At 66.3% G+C, this 19,838-nt stretch carries 16 protein-coding genes; 14 read left to right on the top strand and 2 right to left on the bottom strand.

Annotation, left to right across the window (positions count from 1 at the left end):
* Window positions 1-265: 265 nt before the first annotated feature.
* The 11 genes from bacA (at window position 266) to JHD77_RS13820 (ending at window position 16,498) form a co-directional block, all read left to right on the top strand.
* Complete coding sequence (bacA, locus tag JHD77_RS13870; protein WP_003092612.1) at window positions 266-886, top strand: biofilm formation regulator BacA; 621 nt, start codon at window positions 266-268, stop codon at window positions 884-886.
* A gap of 14 nt (window positions 887-900) precedes the next feature.
* On the top strand, window positions 901-1,596 hold the full coding sequence (locus tag JHD77_RS13865) for a PspA/IM30 family protein (RefSeq protein ID WP_003092609.1): 696 nt from the start codon (window positions 901-903) through the stop codon (window positions 1,594-1,596).
* 55 nt (window positions 1,597-1,651) lie between these two features.
* Window positions 1,652-2,293, top strand: a complete 642-nt coding sequence (locus tag JHD77_RS13860; protein ID WP_003100672.1) for a hypothetical protein — start codon at window positions 1,652-1,654, stop codon at window positions 2,291-2,293.
* 35 nt (window positions 2,294-2,328) lie between these two features.
* Complete coding sequence (locus tag JHD77_RS13855; RefSeq protein WP_003113833.1) at window positions 2,329-4,395, top strand: flotillin family protein; 2,067 nt, start codon at window positions 2,329-2,331, stop codon at window positions 4,393-4,395.
* A 149-nt stretch (window positions 4,396-4,544) separates the two neighbouring features.
* Window positions 4,545-9,785 (top strand): DNA repair ATPase, encoded by a 5,241-nt coding sequence (locus JHD77_RS13850; RefSeq protein ID WP_031757039.1) that lies wholly within the window; start codon window positions 4,545-4,547, stop codon window positions 9,783-9,785.
* 18 nt (window positions 9,786-9,803) lie between these two features.
* Window positions 9,804-10,496 carry a phospholipase D-like domain-containing protein gene (locus tag JHD77_RS13845; protein WP_016253056.1) on the top strand — a complete coding sequence of 231 codons (693 nt, stop codon included), beginning with the start codon at window positions 9,804-9,806 and terminating at the stop codon, window positions 10,494-10,496.
* Window positions 10,497-10,602: 106 nt separating this feature from the next.
* Window positions 10,603-11,142, top strand: a complete 540-nt coding sequence (locus tag JHD77_RS13840) for a YaeQ family protein (RefSeq protein ID WP_016253057.1) — start codon at window positions 10,603-10,605, stop codon at window positions 11,140-11,142.
* 43 nt (window positions 11,143-11,185) lie between these two features.
* The gene (gene recJ, locus JHD77_RS13835) at window positions 11,186-12,901 is read left to right on the top strand and encodes a single-stranded-DNA-specific exonuclease RecJ (RefSeq protein ID WP_003100681.1); all 1,716 of its coding nucleotides are present in this window, start codon (window positions 11,186-11,188) and stop codon (window positions 12,899-12,901) included.
* 286 nt (window positions 12,902-13,187) lie between these two features.
* Complete coding sequence (gene lasB / locus JHD77_RS13830) at window positions 13,188-14,684, top strand: M4 family elastase LasB (RefSeq protein ID WP_003113835.1); 1,497 nt, start codon at window positions 13,188-13,190, stop codon at window positions 14,682-14,684.
* A gap of 168 nt (window positions 14,685-14,852) precedes the next feature.
* The gene (locus JHD77_RS13825) at window positions 14,853-15,959 is read left to right on the top strand and encodes an NADH:flavin oxidoreductase/NADH oxidase (protein ID WP_003159427.1); all 1,107 of its coding nucleotides are present in this window, start codon (window positions 14,853-14,855) and stop codon (window positions 15,957-15,959) included.
* A 188-nt stretch (window positions 15,960-16,147) separates the two neighbouring features.
* On the top strand, window positions 16,148-16,498 hold the full coding sequence (locus tag JHD77_RS13820; RefSeq protein ID WP_003100685.1) for a hypothetical protein: 351 nt from the start codon (window positions 16,148-16,150) through the stop codon (window positions 16,496-16,498).
* Window positions 16,499-16,510: 12 nt separating this feature from the next.
* Here the strand turns inward: JHD77_RS13820 and nalC are convergent, their stop codons facing one another.
* Complete coding sequence (gene nalC / locus JHD77_RS13815; RefSeq protein WP_003109635.1) at window positions 16,511-17,152, bottom strand: efflux system transcriptional repressor NalC; 642 nt, start codon at window positions 17,150-17,152, stop codon at window positions 16,511-16,513.
* 204 nt (window positions 17,153-17,356) lie between these two features.
* Between nalC and JHD77_RS13810 the strand changes: the two genes are divergently transcribed.
* The 3 genes from JHD77_RS13810 (at window position 17,357) to JHD77_RS13800 (ending at window position 19,340) form a co-directional block, all read left to right on the top strand.
* Window positions 17,357-17,782, top strand: coding sequence for a hypothetical protein (locus JHD77_RS13810; protein WP_003100688.1), 426 nt, complete (start codon window positions 17,357-17,359; stop codon window positions 17,780-17,782).
* 7 nt (window positions 17,783-17,789) lie between these two features.
* Entirely contained in the window at window positions 17,790-17,951 is a 162-nt protein-coding gene (gene armR / locus JHD77_RS13805) for a MexR antirepressor ArmR (RefSeq protein WP_003100689.1), read from the top strand.
* Between the two features lie 147 nt (window positions 17,952-18,098).
* Entirely contained in the window at window positions 18,099-19,340 is a 1,242-nt protein-coding gene (locus JHD77_RS13800; protein ID WP_010793373.1) for an MFS transporter, read from the top strand.
* 86 nt (window positions 19,341-19,426) lie between these two features.
* Here the strand turns inward: JHD77_RS13800 and JHD77_RS13795 are convergent, their stop codons facing one another.
* A complete protein-coding gene (locus JHD77_RS13795) occupies window positions 19,427-19,768 on the bottom strand; it encodes an FKBP-type peptidyl-prolyl cis-trans isomerase (RefSeq protein WP_003092567.1) in 342 nt (113 codons plus the stop codon).
* Window positions 19,769-19,838 lie beyond the last annotated feature (70 nt).

The following is a 19,838-nucleotide window of genomic DNA, read 5'->3' as shown; positions in this document are numbered from 1 at the left end:
GTAGGGTGAGACGTTTCCCGTTTTTTCCCGATATGCCCGGCGGTCCTTCAATTCCTTTTGCATAGAGGGTTTAATGCGGGAGTCGATACAGGATGTAGCGCGCCAGACACCGAGCCAGGGAGGCCCCTCGTGCCATTTCTTTCTCTCTTTCCTCCCCGTGTTTCTTTTCCATGCTCCGGCCGGCCCGGCGTAGATATGCGCGTGCGTTGGTTTTTATTACATGTGATCTGTTGAAATCTTACATGTGATCTCGTAGTGTGAGTCCATGCAACGGAAATCATCAGCCCATTATCAGCGTGTCTTTCGCCAGCGCCTGCGCGAGCAGGGCCTGGTGAAGAAGGAAGTCTGGATCTTGCCGGAGAACGCCGCGGCGCTCGCCGGCATCGAGCGGATGCTGCGTCGCCCGGCTGCCGGAGCGGCTCATTTGGAGAAGGAGGAAGACATGACGGAAGCCCGGGTATGGAACGCTCGCTCGCTGGCCGAGGCCCTGAGCGGCACCGAGCTGTTCAGCAGCGGCGAGGCCCAGATCGAGCTGATCGAGGGGGCGGAAGCGAGTCTCTATGTGATCATGCGCGAATACGGCGACCTGCCGGTGTTCGTCGCGCCCCAGGGCGAGCAGATCATCGTCGAGGCGCTGCTCTGGCCGGAAAGCGACGTTACCGACGCGACCGCCTTCAACGAAGAGGTCCTGCTCAGCCGGCAACTGTTCCCGCTGTCGAGCATCGGCCTGCTCAACCTGCCGGGCGAGGAGCGCTGCTACAGCATGTTCGGCGCGTTGAGCACGACTTCGTCGCTGGCCAGCGTGCTGCACGAAATCGAAACCCTGGCCGGCAACGTGATCCGCGCCACGGAAGTCTACGCCGGCTACCTGAAAGCCCGGGCCTGAGGGAGGACACCATCATGACGGTATGGAGCAAGCTGCTGAGCGCCCTGCGCGGCGGAGCCAACGAGGTTGGCGAGGCGATCGTCGACAGCCAGGCGCTGCGCATCCTCGACCAGGAGATCCGCGACGCCGACGTCGAACTGCGCAAGTCGCGGGAAGCGCTGGCCTCGATCATGGCCCGCCACCGCCTGGCCCAGGAGCGCGTCGAGAAGGGCGCGGCCCAGGTCGCCGAGTACGAGCAATACGCGATCAAGGCACTGGAGGCCGGCAACGAGGAGCTGGCCCGGGAGGTCGCGGAGAAGATCGCGACCCTGGAGAACCAGCTCGAGGGCGAGCGTGCCCAGGTCGCGGAATTCGCCGCCAGCGTAGCCCAGTTGCGCAAGTCGGTGAGCCAGGCCGAGGGCAACATCCGCCAGCTCAAGCAACAGGTGGATACGGTCAAGGCCACCGAGAGCGTGCAGAAGGCGCAGATGGCCGTTGCCCAGCGCTACGGCAACTCGAAGAGCAAGCTGCAGACCGCGGTGGACTCCCTGGAGCGGATCAAGCAGCGCCAGGCCGAACGCGCGGCGACCATGGATGCCGCGGCCGAACTGGCCAGCGCGGCGGCGCCGGACGATGCGCTGGACGCCAAGCTGCGCGCGGCTGGGATCAAGGCCTCGGGCAACAGCGTGGATGGCGTGCTGGCGCGCCTGAAGGAAAAGGGCAAGGCCTGATAGGCCCGCGGCCCGGCGAAGGCGTCCGGGCCCGTTTTTCAGGGATAGAGCGACAATGGAAGGTTTCCTGCAGACGGCGCTGTCGTTCCCGACCGTGCTGTTCAGCTTTCTTCTGATCCTAGCGATCATCTACTGGGGCATCGTCGCCCTGGGCATGGTCGAGATCGATGTGCTCGATCTCGACGCCGAGTCGGTCGTCGATGGCGCCGGCCAGGCCGAAGGCCTCGCCGCGCTGCTGGCGAAGCTGAAACTCAACGGCGTACCGGTCACCCTGGTGCTGACCCTGCTGTCCTTCTTCGCCTGGTTCCTCTGCTACTTCGTCCAGCTGTGGCTGCTCAGCGCATTGCCGCTCGGCTGGCTGCGCTACCCGTTGGGCGCCGTGGTGGCGGTGGGCGCGCTGTTCCTGGCGGCGCCGCTGGCGGCCACGCTGTGCCGGCCGTTGCGGCCGCTGTTCCGCAAGCTGGAAAGCACCAGCAGCAAGTCGGTGCTGGGCCAGGTCGCGGTGGTGCGCAGCGGGCGGGTCACCCTGCAACATGGCGAGGCGTTGCTGGAAGACGGCGGCGCCGGGCTGATCCTGAAAGTTCGTGCGGAAGAGAACAAAGGCTTCAAGCGCGGCGATCGCGTCGTGCTGCTGGAGTACCTGGAGGCGGAGCACGCCTATCGGGTCGTTACCGAGGAAGAGTTCCGCGGTATCTGACCCGGGCTCGGTGAGAATCAAGGAGAACTGCTGCTATGGATATGACGTCGCTGATGCCCCTCCTGCTGGGAGTGGGCCTGGTCGTTCTGCTGGTCGTGGGCCTGCTGGCCCTGTTCAAGGCCTTCTACATCAAGGTCCCGCAAGGCACCGCGCTGATCGTCAACGACATGTCGTCGACGCCCAAGGTGCATTTCACCGGTGCGCTGGTCTATCCGGTGATCCACCTGAAGGAGTTCATGCGCATCTCGCTGATCACCCTGGAGGTCGACCGGCGCGGCAAGGACGGCCTGATCTGCCGCGACAACATGCGCGCGGACATCACCGTTGCCTTCTACCTGCGGGTCAACGAGACCCAGGACGACGTGCTCAAGGTGGCCAAGGCCATCGGCGTCGACCGTGCTTCCGACCGTTCGGCGGTGAACGAGCTGTTCAATGCCAAGTTCTCCGAGGCGCTGAAGACCGTCGGCAAGCAGTTCGACTTCGTCCAGCTGTTCGAGAATCGCCAGGACTTCCGTGACCGCATCATCGAGGTGATCGGCAACGACCTGAACGGCTACGTCCTGGAAGACGTCGCCATCGACTACCTGGAGCAGACCGCGAAGAACTCGCTGGACCCGAGCAACATCCTCGATGCCGAGGGCATCCGCAAGATCACCGAGCTGACCGCCACCCAGAACGTCATCACCAACGAACTGGAGCGCAACGAAGAGCTGGCGATCAAGAAGAAGAACGTCGAGACCCGCGAGGCGGCCCTGGCTCTGGAGCGCCAGCAGGCTGACGCCGAGGCCCGGCAGAAGCGCGAGATCGAGACCATCCGTGCCCGCGAGGAAGCGGAAACCGCGCGGGTCAAGGAAGAGGAGCGGCTGAAGGCCGAGCAGGCGCGGATCCAGGCGCAGCAGGAAATCGACGTGCGCACCGAGAACCACCAGCGCGAGGTCGAGGTGGCGCAGCAGAACCGCCAGCGCGCGGTGGTCATCGAGGTGGAGAAGGTCACCCGCGCCAAGGACCTGGAGATCGTCGCCCGCGAGCGTGAGGTGGAGCTGCAGAAGATCGAGAAGGAAAAGGCGCTGGAAGAGCAGCGCAAGAACATCGCCAATGTGATTCGCGAGCGCGTCGCGGTGGAAAAGACCGTGGCCCAGGAGGAGGAGCGGATCAAGGAGGTGCGCGAGGTTTCCGAGGCCGAGCGGGTCAAGCAGGTGATCCTGCTGCAGGCCCAGGCGGAAGCCGAGCAGGAGCTGGTACGCCAGGTCAAGCAGGCGGAAGCCGACGAGGCCCGCTCCAAGCACAAGGCGGTGGAAATCAACACCATGGCGCAGGCCGAGCTGGAAGCGGCGTCGAAGCAGGCCGAGGCGAAGAAGCGTCTGGCCGAGGGCATCGAGGCCGAGCGCGCAGCGCCGGGCCTGGCCGATGCGCGGGTGCTGGAAGTCACCGCTGCGGCTAAGGAAAAGGATGGCTTGGCAGCGGCGCGGGTACGTGCCGAACAACTGATCGCCGAAGCCAGGGGCGACGAAGAGCGCGGCCTGGCCGACGCCCGGGTGCTCGAGGCGCAGGCCGCGGCCAAGGAGAAGGACGGCCTGGCCGAAGCCAAGGTGCTGGCCGAGAAGCTCGGCGCCCAGGCGCGCGGCGAGGAGCAGCTCGGCGCGGCCAAGGCCAAGGCCACCAAGGACCAGGGCAGCGCGGAAGCGGAAGTACTGCTGCAGCGCCTGAATGCCGAGGCCGAGGGGCTTGGCAAGAAGTTCGGCGCCCTGGATGCCCTCAGCGACAGCGCTCGCCAGCACGAAGAGTTCCGCATGCAGCTGGAGAAGAGCTTCGAGGAGGCCATGGCAGCCATCGCCGCGAACAAGGACATCGCCAAGGACCAGGCCGAGGTGCTCGCCACCGCGCTGGGCAAGGCGAACATCGAGATCGTCGGCGGCGAGGGCGACTTCTTCAACTCCTTCGCCAAGTCGCTGTCGGTGGGCAAGGCCATCGAAGGTGTGGTCGGCAAGAGCCCGGTGGTGCAGGACGTCCTCGCCCGCCTGCTCAACGGCCGTGGCGCAGCCGCTGCGGTGATGCCGGAACGCAAGAGCGGCCACGAGAACGAGCCGGCGGCGGAAGTCTGAGTCGACCCGCAGCCTCCTCCGCCAACTGCGGAGGCGTTCCGCCCGCGCCCTGAGCGGCGCAGCCCCTGGCGTGGCCTGTTGGCTGCGCCCGGGGCAGGCCGCTCGGGCCGGTTTCCATCGATGACCGCCGTAGACCCAGGAAGACCAGGATGTCGGACACTCAAGCCGCAACTCCCGCGCAGGACGTATTGGACAAGGCCGTTGCCGAGGGCGGCGCCTACGAGGTGCTGCACAAGCGCCTGCTGGAGCAGGGCCAGCGCCTGCGGCAGACCGCCGAAAGGCTCAACGCCAGTCGCCTGGAGGAGTTCGGCGACAGCCAGATGGATGTGATCGGCCGGGTCCGCATCCGTACCGAGAACAACTGCATCGCCCGCGATATCGTCCAGGTCGGCGATTGCCTGCTGTTCGGCTACAACGTGTTCATCGGCCTGCGCAAGGAAACCGGCGTGGCCGACGTGTTCTCCCTCTACCGCCTGGTGGAGGGCAGCGAAGGCTACGAGGCGGAGCCTGTGCCACTGGGGGACAGCTTTCTCGCCGCGCCGGGCTTCGTCAACGACTTCAACGAGCTTTACACCTACTACAAGAACACCCGCCTGCTGCAACTGGCGATCCGCGACGGCAAGCTGCTGGCCAGCTTCCAGATCGGCGAGCGGATCACCGACATCCGCGTGTTCCGCTGGTCGATCTCCAGCGACGGCAGCGAAGTCCGCTACATCGACAACCGCGGCGAGCGCGACATCGCCTTGCCGGCACCGTTCGACTTCGAATGGCAGCGGGCTACCCGCGAGATGGTGGTGGAGGGCCGCTTCCCGCACCTGAACATCCTCGACACCCTGTTCGTCGAGACCATTGGCGGCGACCTGACCATCAAGGTCGAGAACAACACCGAGGTCGGCCTGGGCATCTATCGCGAAGAGGTGATGGACAAGACCCAGTCGCTGGACGACGCGCAGGTTGAGTTCGCCCGCCTCGGCAGCCTGCTGCTGCTCAAGGTCCTGCCCTATCGCGAGGAGCAGTGGCGCTACCTGGTGTTCAACAGCCTGACCGGCAAGGTCGAGCGCATCGACGCCATCGGCCTGGCCTGCATCCAGTTGCCGGAGGACCACGGGATCATCTTCCCCGGCGGCTACTACCTGCAGAACGGCGAGTACCGCACCTTCGAGCAATCCATGGAAGGCATGCGCTTCAAGCGCTCGGTACGCTCGCCCAACGGCGAGGACGTGCAGTACGTTTTCTACCATCCCGAGCAGGGGCGGAACGTGCTGCTCACCTACAACCTGATCAACCGCCAGTTGCAGAATCCGCTGTTCGGCCACGGCTACGCGCGCCTGGAGGACGGGCGCATGGTGATCTTCGCCGCCGAAGGCGAGGAACCGACCCGCATCCATCCGATGCAGGTCTGGCAGACGCCGTTCTGCACCGAGGAGTACGCGGCCCGCCAACCGGCGCGTAGCGGTTTTCTCGGGCGGATCGGCAATGCCGAGCTGGTGCGCGGCGTCTCCGACCTCTACGACTTGTGCCGGGAGATCGAGACCCCGGCGGTTTCGATCCAGCGCTACTCGCTGCTGTGCCAGAACACCCAGCGCCTGTTCGACGTCTACCACTGGCTCGGCAGCGACCAACTGGACGGCTTGGCGCCGCTGTTGCGCGAAGTGGCGGCGACCGCCGAGCTGGTGCTCGACGAGTACGAGAAGGTCGAAAGTATCCGCCGCCAGTCGGCCCAGGCGATGGTCGACGCGGAGGAGCGGCACAAGGCGCTCCTCTCCGGCTTGCTGCCCGACGGCTGGGACCGGGTGCAGCAGTTCGTCGACGGGCTCAAAGGCATCACCGCCCAGCGTGGGTTGCTGCTGACCATTCGCGAGTACCGCTACATCGACGTGGCGCGACTCGACGCCATGGAGGCCGAACTGCTCGCGGCCCACGAGCGGGTGGCCGCCGCCACCGCGACCTTCCTCGCCAGCGAACAGGCCCTGCAGCCCTTGCTGGAGCGCCTGCAGAGCCTCGATGGCGAGGCGCAGAAAGCCGAGACCGTGGCCCAGCTCGGCGAGCCGCTGGCGGCCCTGGAGGCGATGGCCGGCGACCTCGACATGCTGTCCTCGCTGATGGCTTCGCTGCGCATCGACGACGCGACCCAGCGGACCCGCATCATCGAGTCGATCTCGGAGATCTACGCCCGCCTGAACCAGGCCAAGGCGCGCGCCGAGCAGCGGCGCAAGGGACTCGGTTCGAGCGAGACCGTGGCCCAGTTCGGCGCCCAGTTCAAACTGTTCGGCCAGGGCATCACCAACGCCCTGGCCCAGGCCCAGGACCCCGAGCGCTGCGACGAGCAACTGTCGCGCCTGCTGGTGCAACTGGAGGAACTGGAAAGCCAGTTCGGCGACCATGAGCAGTTCCTCGGCGACATCCTGGCCAAGCGCGAGGAGCTGCTGGAAACCTTCGAAGCGCACAAGCAGACCCTGCTCGACGAGCGCCAGCGCAAGGCCCAGGGACTGCTCGACGCCGCCCGGCGAATTCTCGACAGCCTGCAACGACGCACCGCGCGCTTCACCCAGGCGGAGGAACTGAACGCGTTCTTCGCCGCCGACCCGCTGATCCTCAAGTTGCGCGAACTGGCCGAACGTCTTCGCGAATTGAAGGACAGCGTCAAGGCCGACGACGTCGAGGCGCGCCTGAAGGCCGCGCGCGACCAGGCGGTCCGCGCATTGCGCGACAAGAGCGAGCTGTTCGAGGAGGGCGGCGACGTCATCCGCCTGGGCCCGCGCCACCGCTTCAGCGTCAACACCCAGGAACTCGACCTGACCCTGATGCCGCGCGGCGACGCGCTGTACCTGCACCTGACCGGCACCGATTTCCTCGAACCGCTGCAGGACCCGCGGCTCGATGAGTTGCGCGAGTTCTGGCAGGTGAACCTGGAATCCGAATCGGAGACGCTGTACCGCGCCGAATATCTCGCCGGCGAAGTGCTCGCCGCCGCCGACGCGGGCCGCGATGGCTTCAGCCTGGAGCGCTTGCAGGCGCTGCTGGCGCAGCCGGACGAGCTGGCGCGGGCGATCCGCGATTTCGCCGCACCGCGCTACAAGGAGGGCTACGAGAAAGGCATTCACGACCACGATGCGGCGGCGATCCTGGTTCGCCTGCTGCCGTTGCGCGAGAGCGCCGGACTGCTACGCTACGCACCCTCGGCGCGGGCCTTCGCCAGCCTGTTCTGGAGCCGCCGGCGCGAGGAGCGGGAAGTCGCCGGCTGGCCCGAGCGGGCACGCAGCAGCCGCAGCATCCAGCAGATGTTCGGTCGTGACGACGGCCTGCTCGCCCTTCGCGGCGAAGTGGCCGCGGCGATGCGTGCGCTGCTCGCCGAACAGCCCATCGCGCTGGACCCGCAGCATATCGACGAGGCGGCCGAGTACCTGGTCTGGGAATTGTCCGCCGAGCGTCCCGAATTCACCTTCAGCAAATATGCCCGGCAATTGCAGGAAGGACTCAAGCTGCGCCTGCAAGGCGCGCGTCTATGGGACGACTACCGGCAGACCCTGGAGCGTCTCGGCGAGCGGCCCGCCGCCCAGTGGGAACTGGCCGGCAACTGGCTGCGCGGACTATGTGGCGACGCCGAGTTCCAGCCGCTGGCGGCCTACCTGGACGAGGCGGTGGCGCTCTCGTTGCTGGACGAGGAGATGCCACGACGGATCACCGAGGTCGACCTGCGCTTCCAGGTCGACGGCCTGATGGGCGAGCATCCGCGCATCGTCGAACGCGGCCTGGCGCTGGCGGTGGACGACTTCTTCGGCCGCCTGCGTCGCCATCGCCAGCAGTTCCTGCCGGGGCTGCGGCGCTACCAGGCGCTGCGCCAGGAGATCGTCGAACGCGAGCGCGAGGCATTGCGCCTGGCCGAGTTCAAGCCGCGACCGCTGTCCTCGTTCGTTCGCAACAAGCTGATCAATGACGTCTACCTGGGTGTCATCGGCGACAACCTGGCCAAGCAGATGGGGACGGTGGGCGAGAACAAGCGCACCGACCTGATGGGCCTGCTGATGCTGATCTCCCCGCCAGGCTACGGCAAGACCACCCTGATGGAGTACGTGGCGCATCGCCTGGGGCTGATCTTCATGAAGATCAACGGTCCTGCCCTCGGCCACGAGGTGCGCTCGCTCGACCCCGGGCAGGCGCCGGACGCGACTTCGCGGCAGGAACTGGAGAAGCTCAACCTGGCGCTGGAGATGGGCAACAACGTGATGCTCTATGTCGACGACATCCAGCACACCCATCCGGAGTTCCTGCAGAAGTTCATCTCCCTCTGCGACGGCACGCGCCGGGTGGAAGGGGTGTGGAAGGGCCGGACCAAGACGTACGACATGCGTGGGCGGAAGTTCTGCGTGGTGATGGCGGGCAACCCCTACACCGAGTCCGGCGAGGTCTTCCGCATTCCCGACATGCTCGCCAACCGCGCCGACATCTACAACCTCGGCGACACCCTCAGCGGCATGCAGGAGGCGTTCTCCCTCAGCTACATCGAGAACGCCCTGACCTCCAACCCGGTTCTCGCGCCGCTGGCCACCCGCGACATGGCCGACGTCTATCGCTTCGTCGCCAAGGCCGAGGGCAAGCCGTTCTCCAGCAACGAGCTGGCCCACGGCTACAGCGGTGCCGAGATCAACGAGATCAGCAGCACCCTGCAACGCCTCATGCAGGTGCGCGACGTGGTGCTCAAGGTCAACCAGCAGTACATCGCCAGCGCCGCCCAGGCCGACCAGTACCGCAGCGAGCCGCCGTTCAAGCTGCAGGGCAGCTACCGCAACATGAACAAGATGGCGGAGAAGATCTCCGCGGTGATGAACGATGCCGAGCTGCTGCAACTGATCGCCGACCACTACCAGGGCGAGTCGCAACTGCTGACCACCGGAGCCGAGGAGAACCTGCTGAAGCTCGCCGAACTGCGCGGCAACCAGAGCCCCGAGCAGGCCGAGCGCTGGGCGCAGATCAAGCGTGACTTCCTGCGCAACAAGTCCATGGGCGGCAGCGACGCCGACGTCGGCGGACGGCTGGTTGCGCAGCTCAACGACCTTGTGGAAAGCGTCCGTGGCCTGGCTCGCGAACCCCAGCCGGTACAACCGGCGCCCTGGGACGAGTTGTTGGCTGGATTGCGCCAGCTCGGCCAGGGTGCGCCGGCGCTGAACGTCGAGGTGACGGCGCCTGCGCAGCCGGGCGTGCAGCAGGTGCTGGAGAGCCTTGCCGCCTGCCTGCAGGACAGTTTCCTGCCGCTGATCAAGGTGATGGACCGCAAGATCGACGTCGACCTGCGCACGCACAACCGCATCAACGAGATATCCAGCCGCCTCGACGAACTGGGCCGGTTGCTGGGCGGCGAGCAGAGGCCGCTGGAGAACGATCAACCCTGAGGACACGAGGAGCGGGAAATGGACTTCGACGGATTGGACCGCCAGCTGCGCGACAGCCTGGTCGATCTGAAGCTGAGCAACGAGGAGCGGGACGAACTGCGCCAACTGGGCAGCGAGCTGGCACCCGACCAGGTGCGTTTCCTGCGCAACCGTGCCTTCGACCTGGTGCGTGAGCTGGTCCTCCTGGAGGAGCAGGGCGAACGGATAGCCGCCCTGAAGTGGCTGGAGCAGGTGGTGCGCACCCTGGAGGTTACCGCGGCGCCGCCGCGCAGCCGCGCCAGCGCCTATTTCAGTCCCGGCGAGGAGTGTCGGCGGAAGATCCGCGAACTGTGCCGGCAGGCCAGGCAGAGCCTGGACATCTGCGTGTTCACCATCTCCGACGACCAGCTCAGTGCGGAAATCCTGGCCTGCCATCGGCGCGGCGTTCCGGTGCGGATCATCAGCGACGATGACAAGCAGTTCGACGAAGGCAGCGACATCCATGCGCTGCGCGAGGCCGGCGTACCGCTGCGAATCGACGACAGTCCCTTCCACATGCACCACAAGTTCGCCCTGGTGGATGGCGCCTGGCTGCTCAACGGCAGTTTCAACTGGACCCGCAGCGCCAGCGTCAACAACGAAGAGAACCTGCTGGTAACCGACGACGCCGTACTGATCGGCGCCTATCGGCGCGAGTTCGAGGAACTCTGGGGCCGCTACGCCCCGCGCTGAGCGGCAGCGACGCGAGAAAGGCAGGGCAGGCGGTCGGCCGGCGGACCGCACGCGGGCGGGTTTCAGGTTAGACTTGCGCCCTTTCGCTTCCCACGCCGGTATTCCCATGGCCCTGCAATCCACGCCCTATAAAGCCGATATTTCCCTCACCGACCTGGACCGCGGGGTCTACGAGACGTTGCGCCTGACCGTGGCCCGGCACCCCTCCGAGACCGAGGAGCGCCTGGCCGTGCGCTTGCTGGCCTACGTGCTGTGGTACGGCGAGCAGATCGCCTTCGGGCGTGGCCTGTCGGACGTGGACGAACCGGCGCTCTGGGAAAAGAGCCTGGACGGCCGGGTCCTGCACTGGATCGAAGTCGGCCAGCCGGACGCCGAGCGCATCACCTGGTGCTCGCGTCGCTGCGAGCGCTTCAGCCTGCTCGCCTATGGCAACCTGCGGGTCTGGCAGACCAAGGTGCTGGACAGCGTGCGCAGCCTGAAGAACATCAACGTCGCGGCAGTGCCCCAGGAACCCCTGGAGAGCCTGTCCTGCGACCTGCCGCGTTCGATCAACTGGACCGTGATGATCAGCGAGGGCACCCTGTTCGTCACCGACGAGAACGGCCAGCACGAGTTGCAGCTGGAGTGGCTGCAGGGCGAGCGTTGATCGCCGCCGCCGTTTCCTTCCGTCGAGCCGAACGAGTGACCTGATGCGTATCGAACCCCGCCCCCTGCCCGAAACCCTGCCCGATCTCGGCGACCTTCCGCCATTACTGGCGCGCCTGTACGCGGCTCGTGGCGTGCGTTGCGCCGAGGAGCTGGACAAGGGCCTGGCGCGGCTGATTCCCTACCAGCGGCTGAAAGGCATCGAGGAGGGTGTGGCGCTGCTGGTGGACGCCCTGGAGGGCGGCCAGCGGATTCTCATCGTCGGCGACTTCGACGCCGACGGCGCCACCGCCAGCAGCGTCGGCGTGCTGGCCCTGCGCATGCTCGGCGCGGCCTGGGTCGATTACCTGGTGCCGAACCGCTTCGAGTACGGCTACGGCCTGACCCCGGAGATCGTCGGCGTGGCCCTGGAGAAGCGTCCCGACCTGCTGGTGACGGTGGACAACGGCATCTCCAGCGTGGACGGCGTCCAGGCGGCGAAAGCCGCGGGGCTCAAGGTGCTGGTCACCGACCACCACCTGCCTGGCCCGGAACTGCCGGCGGCGGATGCGATCATCAACCCCAACCAGCCGGGCTGCGAATTCCCCAGCAAGGCCATGGCCGGGGTCGGGGTGATCTTCTATGTGATGCTGGCGTTGCGGGCGCGCCTGCGCGAGCTGGACTGGTTCGCCCGGCGCGGGCTGAAGGAACCGAACCTCGCCGAGCTGCTCGACCTGGTGGCGCTGGGCAGCGTCGCCGATGTGGTGCCGCTCGATGCCAACAACCGCATCCTGGTCCACCAGGGCCTCGCGCGCATCCGCGCCGGCCGCGCCCGGCCGGGCTTGCGTGCGCTGCTGGAGGTGGCCGGGCGGCCTCCGGTACGGATCACCTCCACCGACCTGGGTTTCATCCTCGGTCCGCGCCTGAACGCGGCGGGTCGGCTCGACGACATGTCCCTCGGCATCGAATGCCTGCTCTGCGACGACGAAGCGCTGGCCCGCGACATGGCGGTGCAGCTCGACCAGTTGAACCAGGACCGCAAGGCCATCGAGCAGGGTATGCAGCGCGAGGCGCTGGCGCAGCTCAAGGAGCTGAGCCTGGAGCAACTGCCGTTCGGCTTGTGCCTGTTCGACGCCGACTGGCACCAGGGCGTGATCGGAATCCTCGCCTCGCGCCTGAAGGAGCGCTACCACCGGCCGACCATCGCCTTCGCCGATGCCGGCGACGGCAGCCTGAAAGGCTCGGCACGGTCGATTCCCGGCTTCCACATCCGCGACGCGCTGGACGCGGTAGCCGCCCGTCATCCCGGGCTGATCAGCAAGTTCGGCGGCCACGCGATGGCTGCCGGACTATCGTTGCCGCAGGAAAACTTCGGCGCTTTCTCCGCCGCCTTCGATGCCGAAGTACGCCGCCAACTGGCCGAGGAGGACCTGGCCGGGCGCCTGCTCTCCGATGGCCAGTTGAGCATCCAGGAGTTCCACCTGGAGCTGGCGCGCGCGTTGCGCCAGGCCGGTCCCTGGGGCCAGCACTTTCCCGAGCCGATGTTCCACGGGGTGTTCCAGCTGGTGCAGCAGCGGATCGTCGGCGAGCGTCACCTGAAGCTGGTGCTGAAAAGCGAATGCGGCTCGCTGCAACTGGATGGCATTGCCTTCAACATCGACCGCGAGCAGTGGCCCAACCCTACCGTGCGCTGGGCCGAGCTGGCCTACAAGCTCGACGTCAACGAATTCCGCGGCCAGGAAAGCGTGCAACTGATGATCGTCCACATGGCCCCTCGCTGAACGCGCCACGGGGCCACGGGCAACCTAGCTGCCCCCTGCTTTTCTGTTAGCTATTCCAGCGAAAACATACAGATTTCCGGCGAAATCAAGGCTACCTGCCAGTTCTGGCAGGTTTGGCCGCGGGTTCTTTTTGGTACACGAAAGCACCGTCGAAAACGGGACCGAGCCAGGGGAGTGCAGTTCCTTCTACCCGAAGGACTGATACGGCTGTTCCGATCAGCCCACAAGGCGGCGGTAAGCGTCGGCCGAGTACTTCGGCCTGAAAAAACCAGGAGAACTGAACAAGATGAAGAAGGTTTCTACGCTTGACCTGTTGTTCGTTGCGATCATGGGTGTTTCGCCGGCCGCTTTTGCCGCCGACCTGATCGACGTGTCCAAACTCCCCAGCAAGGCTGCCCAGGGCGCGCCCGGCCCAGTCACCTTGCAAGCCGCGGTCGGCGCTGGCGGTGCCGACGAACTGAAAGCGATCCGCAGCACGACCCTGCCCAACGGCAAGCAGGTCACCCGCTACGAGCAATTCCACAACGGCGTACGGGTGGTCGGCGAAGCCATCACCGAAGTCAAGGGTCCCGGCAAGAGCGTGGCGGCGCAGCGCAGCGGCCATTTCGTCGCCAACATCGCCGCCGACCTGCCGGGCAGCACCACCGCGGCGGTATCCGCCGAGCAGGTGCTGGCCCAGGCCAAGAGCCTGAAGGCCCAGGGCCGCAAGACCGAGAATGACAAAGTGGAACTGGTGATCCGCCTGGGCGAGAACAACATCGCCCAACTGGTCTACAACGTCTCCTACCTGATTCCCGGCGAGGGACTGTCGCGGCCGCATTTCGTCATCGACGCCAAGACCGGCGAAGTGCTCGATCAGTGGGAAGGCCTGGCCCACGCCGAGGCGGGCGGCCCCGGCGGCAACCAGAAGATCGGCAAGTACACCTACGGTAGCGACTACGGTCCGCTGATCGTCAACGACCGCTGCGAGATGGACGACGGCAACGTCATCACCGTCGACATGAACAGCAGCACCGACGACAGCAAGACCACGCCGTTCCGCTTCGCCTGCCCGACCAACACCTACAAGCAGGTCAACGGCGCCTATTCGCCGCTGAACGACGCGCATTTCTTCGGCGGCGTGGTGTTCAAACTGTACCGGGACTGGTTCGGCACCAGCCCGCTGACCCACAAGCTGTACATGAAGGTGCACTACGGGCGCAGCGTGGAGAACGCCTACTGGGACGGCACGGCGATGCTCTTCGGCGACGGCGCCACCATGTTCTATCCGCTGGTGTCGCTGGACGTGGCGGCCCACGAGGTCAGCCACGGCTTCACCGAGCAGAACTCCGGGCTGATCTACCGCGGGCAATCAGGCGGAATGAACGAAGCGTTCTCCGACATGGCCGGCGAGGCTGCCGAGTTCTATATGCGCGGCAAGAACGACTTCCTGATCGGCTACGACATCAAGAAGGGCAGCGGTGCGCTGCGCTACATGGACCAGCCCAGCCGCGACGGGCGATCCATCGACAACGCGTCGCAGTACTACAACGGCATCGACGTGCACCACTCCAGCGGCGTGTACAACCGTGCGTTCTACCTGTTGGCCAATTCGCCGGGCTGGGATACCCGCAAGGCCTTCGAGGTGTTCGTCGACGCCAACCGCTACTACTGGACCGCCACCAGCAACTACAACAGCGGCGCCTGCGGGGTGATTCGCTCGGCGCAGAACCGCAACTACTCGGCGGCTGACGTCACCCGGGCGTTCAGCACCGTCGGCGTGACCTGCCCGAGCGCGTTGTAAGCTCGGTGGTCCCGGCTGGCACTCCAGGAAGGAATGCCGGTCGGGGTCGCTCAAGCCGTCTTCCGCCAGGAGGGCGGCTGCTTTATGTCGCTTGGGCCGTTGGCCTCCGCGAACCCGGTCTAAAGTTCAGGTGTGAGCTTTATTCCAAGACCGACCGGGAGTCCTGCCATGAGTCTGCTGTTCGAGCCTCTTAGCCTGCGTCAAATCACCTTGCCCAACCGCATCGCCGTATCGCCCATGTGCCAGTACTCGGCGCAGGAGGGCCTGGCCAACGACTGGCATCTCGTGCACCTGGGCAGCCGCGCGGTGGGCGGCGCCGGCCTGGTGATAGTCGAAGCCACCGCGGTGTTGCCCGAGGGGCGCATCACCGCTGACGACCTCGGCATCTGGAGCGACGCGCATGTCGAGCCGTTGCATCGCATCACCCGTTTCATCGAGTCCCAGGGCGCGGTCGCCGGGGTCCAGCTGGCCCACGCCGGGCGCAAGGCGAGTACCTGGCGGCCGTGGCTGGGCAAGCACGGCAGCGTGCCGATCAGCGACGGCGGCTGGATACCGGTAGCGCCATCGGCGATCCCGTTCGATCCCCAGCACACGACCCCCGAGGCCCTGAGCGAGGCGCAGATCGAGGCGCTGGTGCAGGCCTTCGTACGCGCCGCCGAGCGCTCCCTGGCTGCCGGCTTCAAGGTCGCGGAGGTGCATGCGGCCCACGGCTACCTGTTGCATCAGTTCCTCTCGCCGCTGTCGAACCAGCGTCGCGACCAGTACGGCGGCTGCTTCGAGAACCGCATCCGCCTGCTTCTGCAGGTCACCGCCGCGGTGCGCAAGGCCTGGCCGCAAGAGTTGCCGCTATTCGTGCGGCTGTCCGCCACCGACTGGGTGGAGGATGGCTGGAACCCCGACGAGACCGTGGAACTGGCCCGGCACCTGAAGGACCTGGGCGTGGACCTGATCGACGTGTCTTCCGGCGGTACCGCGGCAAATGCGGAAATCCCGGTAGGACCGGGCTACCAGACCGAGTTCGCCGAACGGGTGAAGAAGGAGGCCGGCATCGCCAGCGGCACGGTGGGCATGATCACCGAGCCGGTGCAGGCCGAGCATATCCTGCGCACCGGTCAGGCCGACCTGATCCTGCTTGCCCGTGAACTGCTGCGCGATCCGTACTGGCCGTTGCACGCCGCCGACGAACTGCGCAACGAGCAGATGCCCTGGCCGCCGCAGTACCTGCGAGCCGCTCATCGCAGCACGCCGCCGCGCAAATCCCTGGAAATGCAGTGAGCCGTCGGGGCCGTCGGCGCGGCGAGGCGCTGGCGGCCCACCTGATGGAAACCTTTGCCGACCTTGGCGGTCTGCCTGGCATCAGGAAATCAACCTGAGCGTTTCGTGGGAGATATTGCGTAATGGCAATATGATGTTATTCTCCCGCGACGTTCGCTCCGGACCGCACTTCGAGAAAGGATGCTCGCATGCACGCCAACGCCGGTTCTCCCCACGCCTCCCTGCCTGACAGCGATGTCGCCCTGCTGGCCAATATCCTGGTCCTGGCGACACGCAACATGAACAACATGACCACCATGCTGGCGCACCTTTCGGTGGAGCTCAGCCAGAGCGAAGAGCCACGCCTGCAACGGGTCGGTCATCGGGTCCTGAACGAACTCTCGGAGCTGGGGGCCGCCCTGGAGACCCAGTGGGACCTGATCGGCGCGCTGGCGCGTTTCTCACCCCTGCTCGAACGTACCCTGCCGCGCCAGGAACCCCTGGTCACCGAGATCCACCTCACCGAACTGCCGGGCCAGGCGCTGCCGCCCTCCGCCTGATCGGCGCGTCGCTCAGCCCTGCGCGGGGCGCTGCGACAGGTGTTCCAGGTAGCAGGCGATGATGTCCACCGACAGCTTGAGGCGGGTTTCCAGCAGCGCCATGGTCGGCTGGAAGTCGGCCACGCTGAGGGCCTTGAGGAACAGGTCGGCCTTGAGCATCTCGAGAAACTGGCAGGCCACCGCGTAGAGCGTTTCCTCGTCCATGTGGGGAGCGACCGCGGCCAGTCGCTCGCTGAGCAGCAGATAGCTCTGCTGCGGCCCCTGCTCGTAGAAGGACTTGCCGATCGCCGGAAACCGCGGGGATTCCGCCACCACCAGGCGATAGAGGCTCTGGCAGCGGGGATCGAGCAGGCTGGTGAGAAAGCGCCGGCCGAAATGCTCGAGGGTGGCGCTCAGCGTGGCGGCGGGGCGCGGCTGATCGGCGCTGTCGTCGAAGATTTCCTCGATCATGTGGGCGATCACCGCGGCGAACAGGCCCTCCTTGCCGCCGAAGGAGCTGTACAGGGTCCCCCGTGAACCACCGGCCCGTTCTATCACCATGTCCAGGGTGGTGCCTTCGAAACCGTGTTCGAGAAAGGCCTGGGTAGCGGCGTCGAGCATGGCGCGGCGGCGTTGCCTGCCGCGTTCGGTCAGACGGGGAGAAGCATCGTTCATGAGCGGTATCGGGCCTCGCGGGGTGGCGGTCGGAAGGTGCGCATGGTGGGCCGTCGGGACGGTCCGTTCAAGCCTCCAGGCGGTTTGCTGAGAGCGTTTCTCGTTAGGGTTGACGCTGGTCATTTAAGAACTGTATCGTACAGTACTGTTTTGGCAAGCACTTCCGCTCATTCCTCCGCCTTGCCTCCCCGCAGGAGTCCCCCCATGAATGCCCCCGCTAAGAGCCTGTTGGATATCGATGCCTTTCCCTTGGTCCAGGTCCGCGAGATGCCCCGCGAGCTGGCCGATGTCGAGCGCTGGTTGGAGGAGGTCGAGGCGCTGCTGGCCGTCGAGCGCGATTTCGCCCTGGTCTATCCGCCGCTCCCGCAGGAAACAGCTGAAGGCGACCAGCAGGCGCGCAAGCGCCTGGTGTTGTGGCTCAAGGAAAATCGCCAGCGCTTCGTCGAGCATTGCCGGGGCATCCTGCTCAGTGCTAACGGCCAGCCGGACAACCTCGCCGACCTGCAGCAACTGGCGCCGGTGCTGCAGGCTGTCTACGGCCCGCCGGTGAGCGTGGCGCCGGACCTGGCGTCCGCCCGCGGCATGGCGAAGGCACTGCTGAGCGGGCCGGCGACGGGGATGAACTGGTGACGCCGCCATGTCCCTGAACACTCCGCGCAACAAACCGTCCCGCACCGAGACCGAAGCTGTCGCTGCCAGCTCGGGACGATCCGCCGTCGGCCGGCGGGATTACACCGAGCAGCTGCGCCGGGCAGCCCGGCGCAATGCCTGGGACCTCTACGGCGAGCACTTCTACTGAGCGGGCGTGCCGGATTGCCATTGGTGCGGGCGATGGAACACATCGTTTGATTCCTGGGCTCTTTACCTCAAGTTAACTTGAGCTATCAGAATCCGCGCAGAGCGTCTGGCGATCTTGCCGGGCGCCACTCCATGCCCGGAGGCAACGATGGATAGCCCGTCCACTCTCGCTCGTCCGCACCCCCAGGCCAGCCCGCGATGGCTGGCAGTTGCCAATGTGATCTTCGCCGGCATCGCCGCTGCCCTGCATGTCGGCAAGGCGACCATCGCCCTGCCGTCGCTGCAACGGAGCTTCGGCGGCGACCTCGCCGCGCTGAGCTGGATCATGTCCGCCTTTCCGTTCGTCGGCGTATTCGGCGGCATCGCCGCCGGCCTCCTGGTGCGTCGCTGGGGAGATCGCCGGCTGCTGACCGGTGGGCTGGCGATTCTCGGCGGGGCGAGCCTCCTCGGTGCGTCGATGCAGGACTTCGCCTGGTTGCTTGCCACTCGCTTCGTCGAGGGGCTCGGTTTCCTCATCGTGGTAGTGGCGGCGCCCGCCGTGTTGCACAGGATCACCAGCGAGACGCGGCGCAGCGTGGTGTTCGGTCTGTGGAGCACCTTCATGGCAGGCGGAATCGCCCTCTCGATGCTGTTCGGGCCGCTGCTCGCGGACTGGCGTGCCGACTGGCAACTGAGCGCACTGCTGGTACTGGTCGCGGCGCTGCTGCTGCCGCTCAGCGTCCCTGCCGACGATGGGTGCAGGGCGGCAGGCGTGAGGCCGGCCGGTCTTGGCACGTTGCTCAAGGTTCCGGCGATCACCCTGCTGGCGCTCGGCTTCACCACCTACAACCTGCAGTTCTTCGCCCTGATGACGTTCCTCCCCGTGTTCCTCATGCAGCGCCTGGGTGTCGCCCTGGAGACTGCGGGACTCATCGGCGCGGCCATCGTCGCGGCGAACGCCCTGGGCAATGTCGCGGCGGGTTTCATCCTTTCCCGCGGCATACGTCCCGGCGCCTTGCTGGCGAGCACCGCGATCCTGATGGGACTCACCGGTGCGGCGTTCTTCCATGCCGCGATGCCGGGGCTCCTGGCGATTGCGCTGGGGTTCGTCTTCTCGGCGGTCGCCGGCATGCTCCCCACCACCGTGCTGGCGACCGCGCCGCTGGCCTCGCCCGCGCCTTCGCTGACGCCACTGGCCATCGGCTGGGTAATGCAGGGCAACTACCTGGGGCAGGTGATCGGCCCCTTGCTGATCGGCCTGATCGTCAGCCGTTTCGACTGGTCGGGCGCGATCGGCCTGATGCTGGTCGCGGGCGCGGCGGGGGCCGTCCTGGGGTTCTGCCTGCTGCGTGCGCTGGACGGCCTGCCTCGCGCCATTGCCACGGGTTCCGCGGCTCGGCCCGCGGATTAGAAGAGAAACCGGCTTCGTGCAGGGCGGATAGTCGAGCGACTATTCGTCCTGCGCATGGCGGCCAGAGGCCGCCGCCGTCCCTCGGCTCAGTCGTCGCGGGTGAGCACTTCCAGCAGTTCGATCTCGAACAGCAGGTTGGAATGGGGCTTGATGTGCGCGCCGACCTGCCGTTCGCCGTAGGCCAGGTGGGAAGGGACGAACAGCCGTCGCTTGCCGCCGACCTTCATGCCCATCAGGCCCTGGTCCCAACCCTTGATCACTCGTCCGGTGCCGATCACGCACTGGAATGGCCGGCCGCGCTCGTAGGAGGAGTCGAACAGCGTGCCGTCTTCCAGGGTGCCCTTGTACTGGGTGGTGATCAGCGCACCCTTCACTACCTCCTTGCCGTCGCCCAGGAGGAGGTCTTCGATCTGCAGTCGGTCGTTCATGGGGCGGTACCTGCGCGGTTTGCGGAAAGCCGCGATTCTGCCAGCAAGCGCGCCGCCTGTCGCCGAGCCG

Origin of the sequence: Pseudomonas sp. P20 (assembly GCF_016463925.1) — a bacterium.
GTDB lineage: Bacteria > Pseudomonadota > Gammaproteobacteria > Pseudomonadales > Pseudomonadaceae > Pseudomonas > Pseudomonas aeruginosa.
Note: the sequence above shows the minus strand (reverse complement) of the source record. Positions and strands in the feature narration are given on the sequence as shown.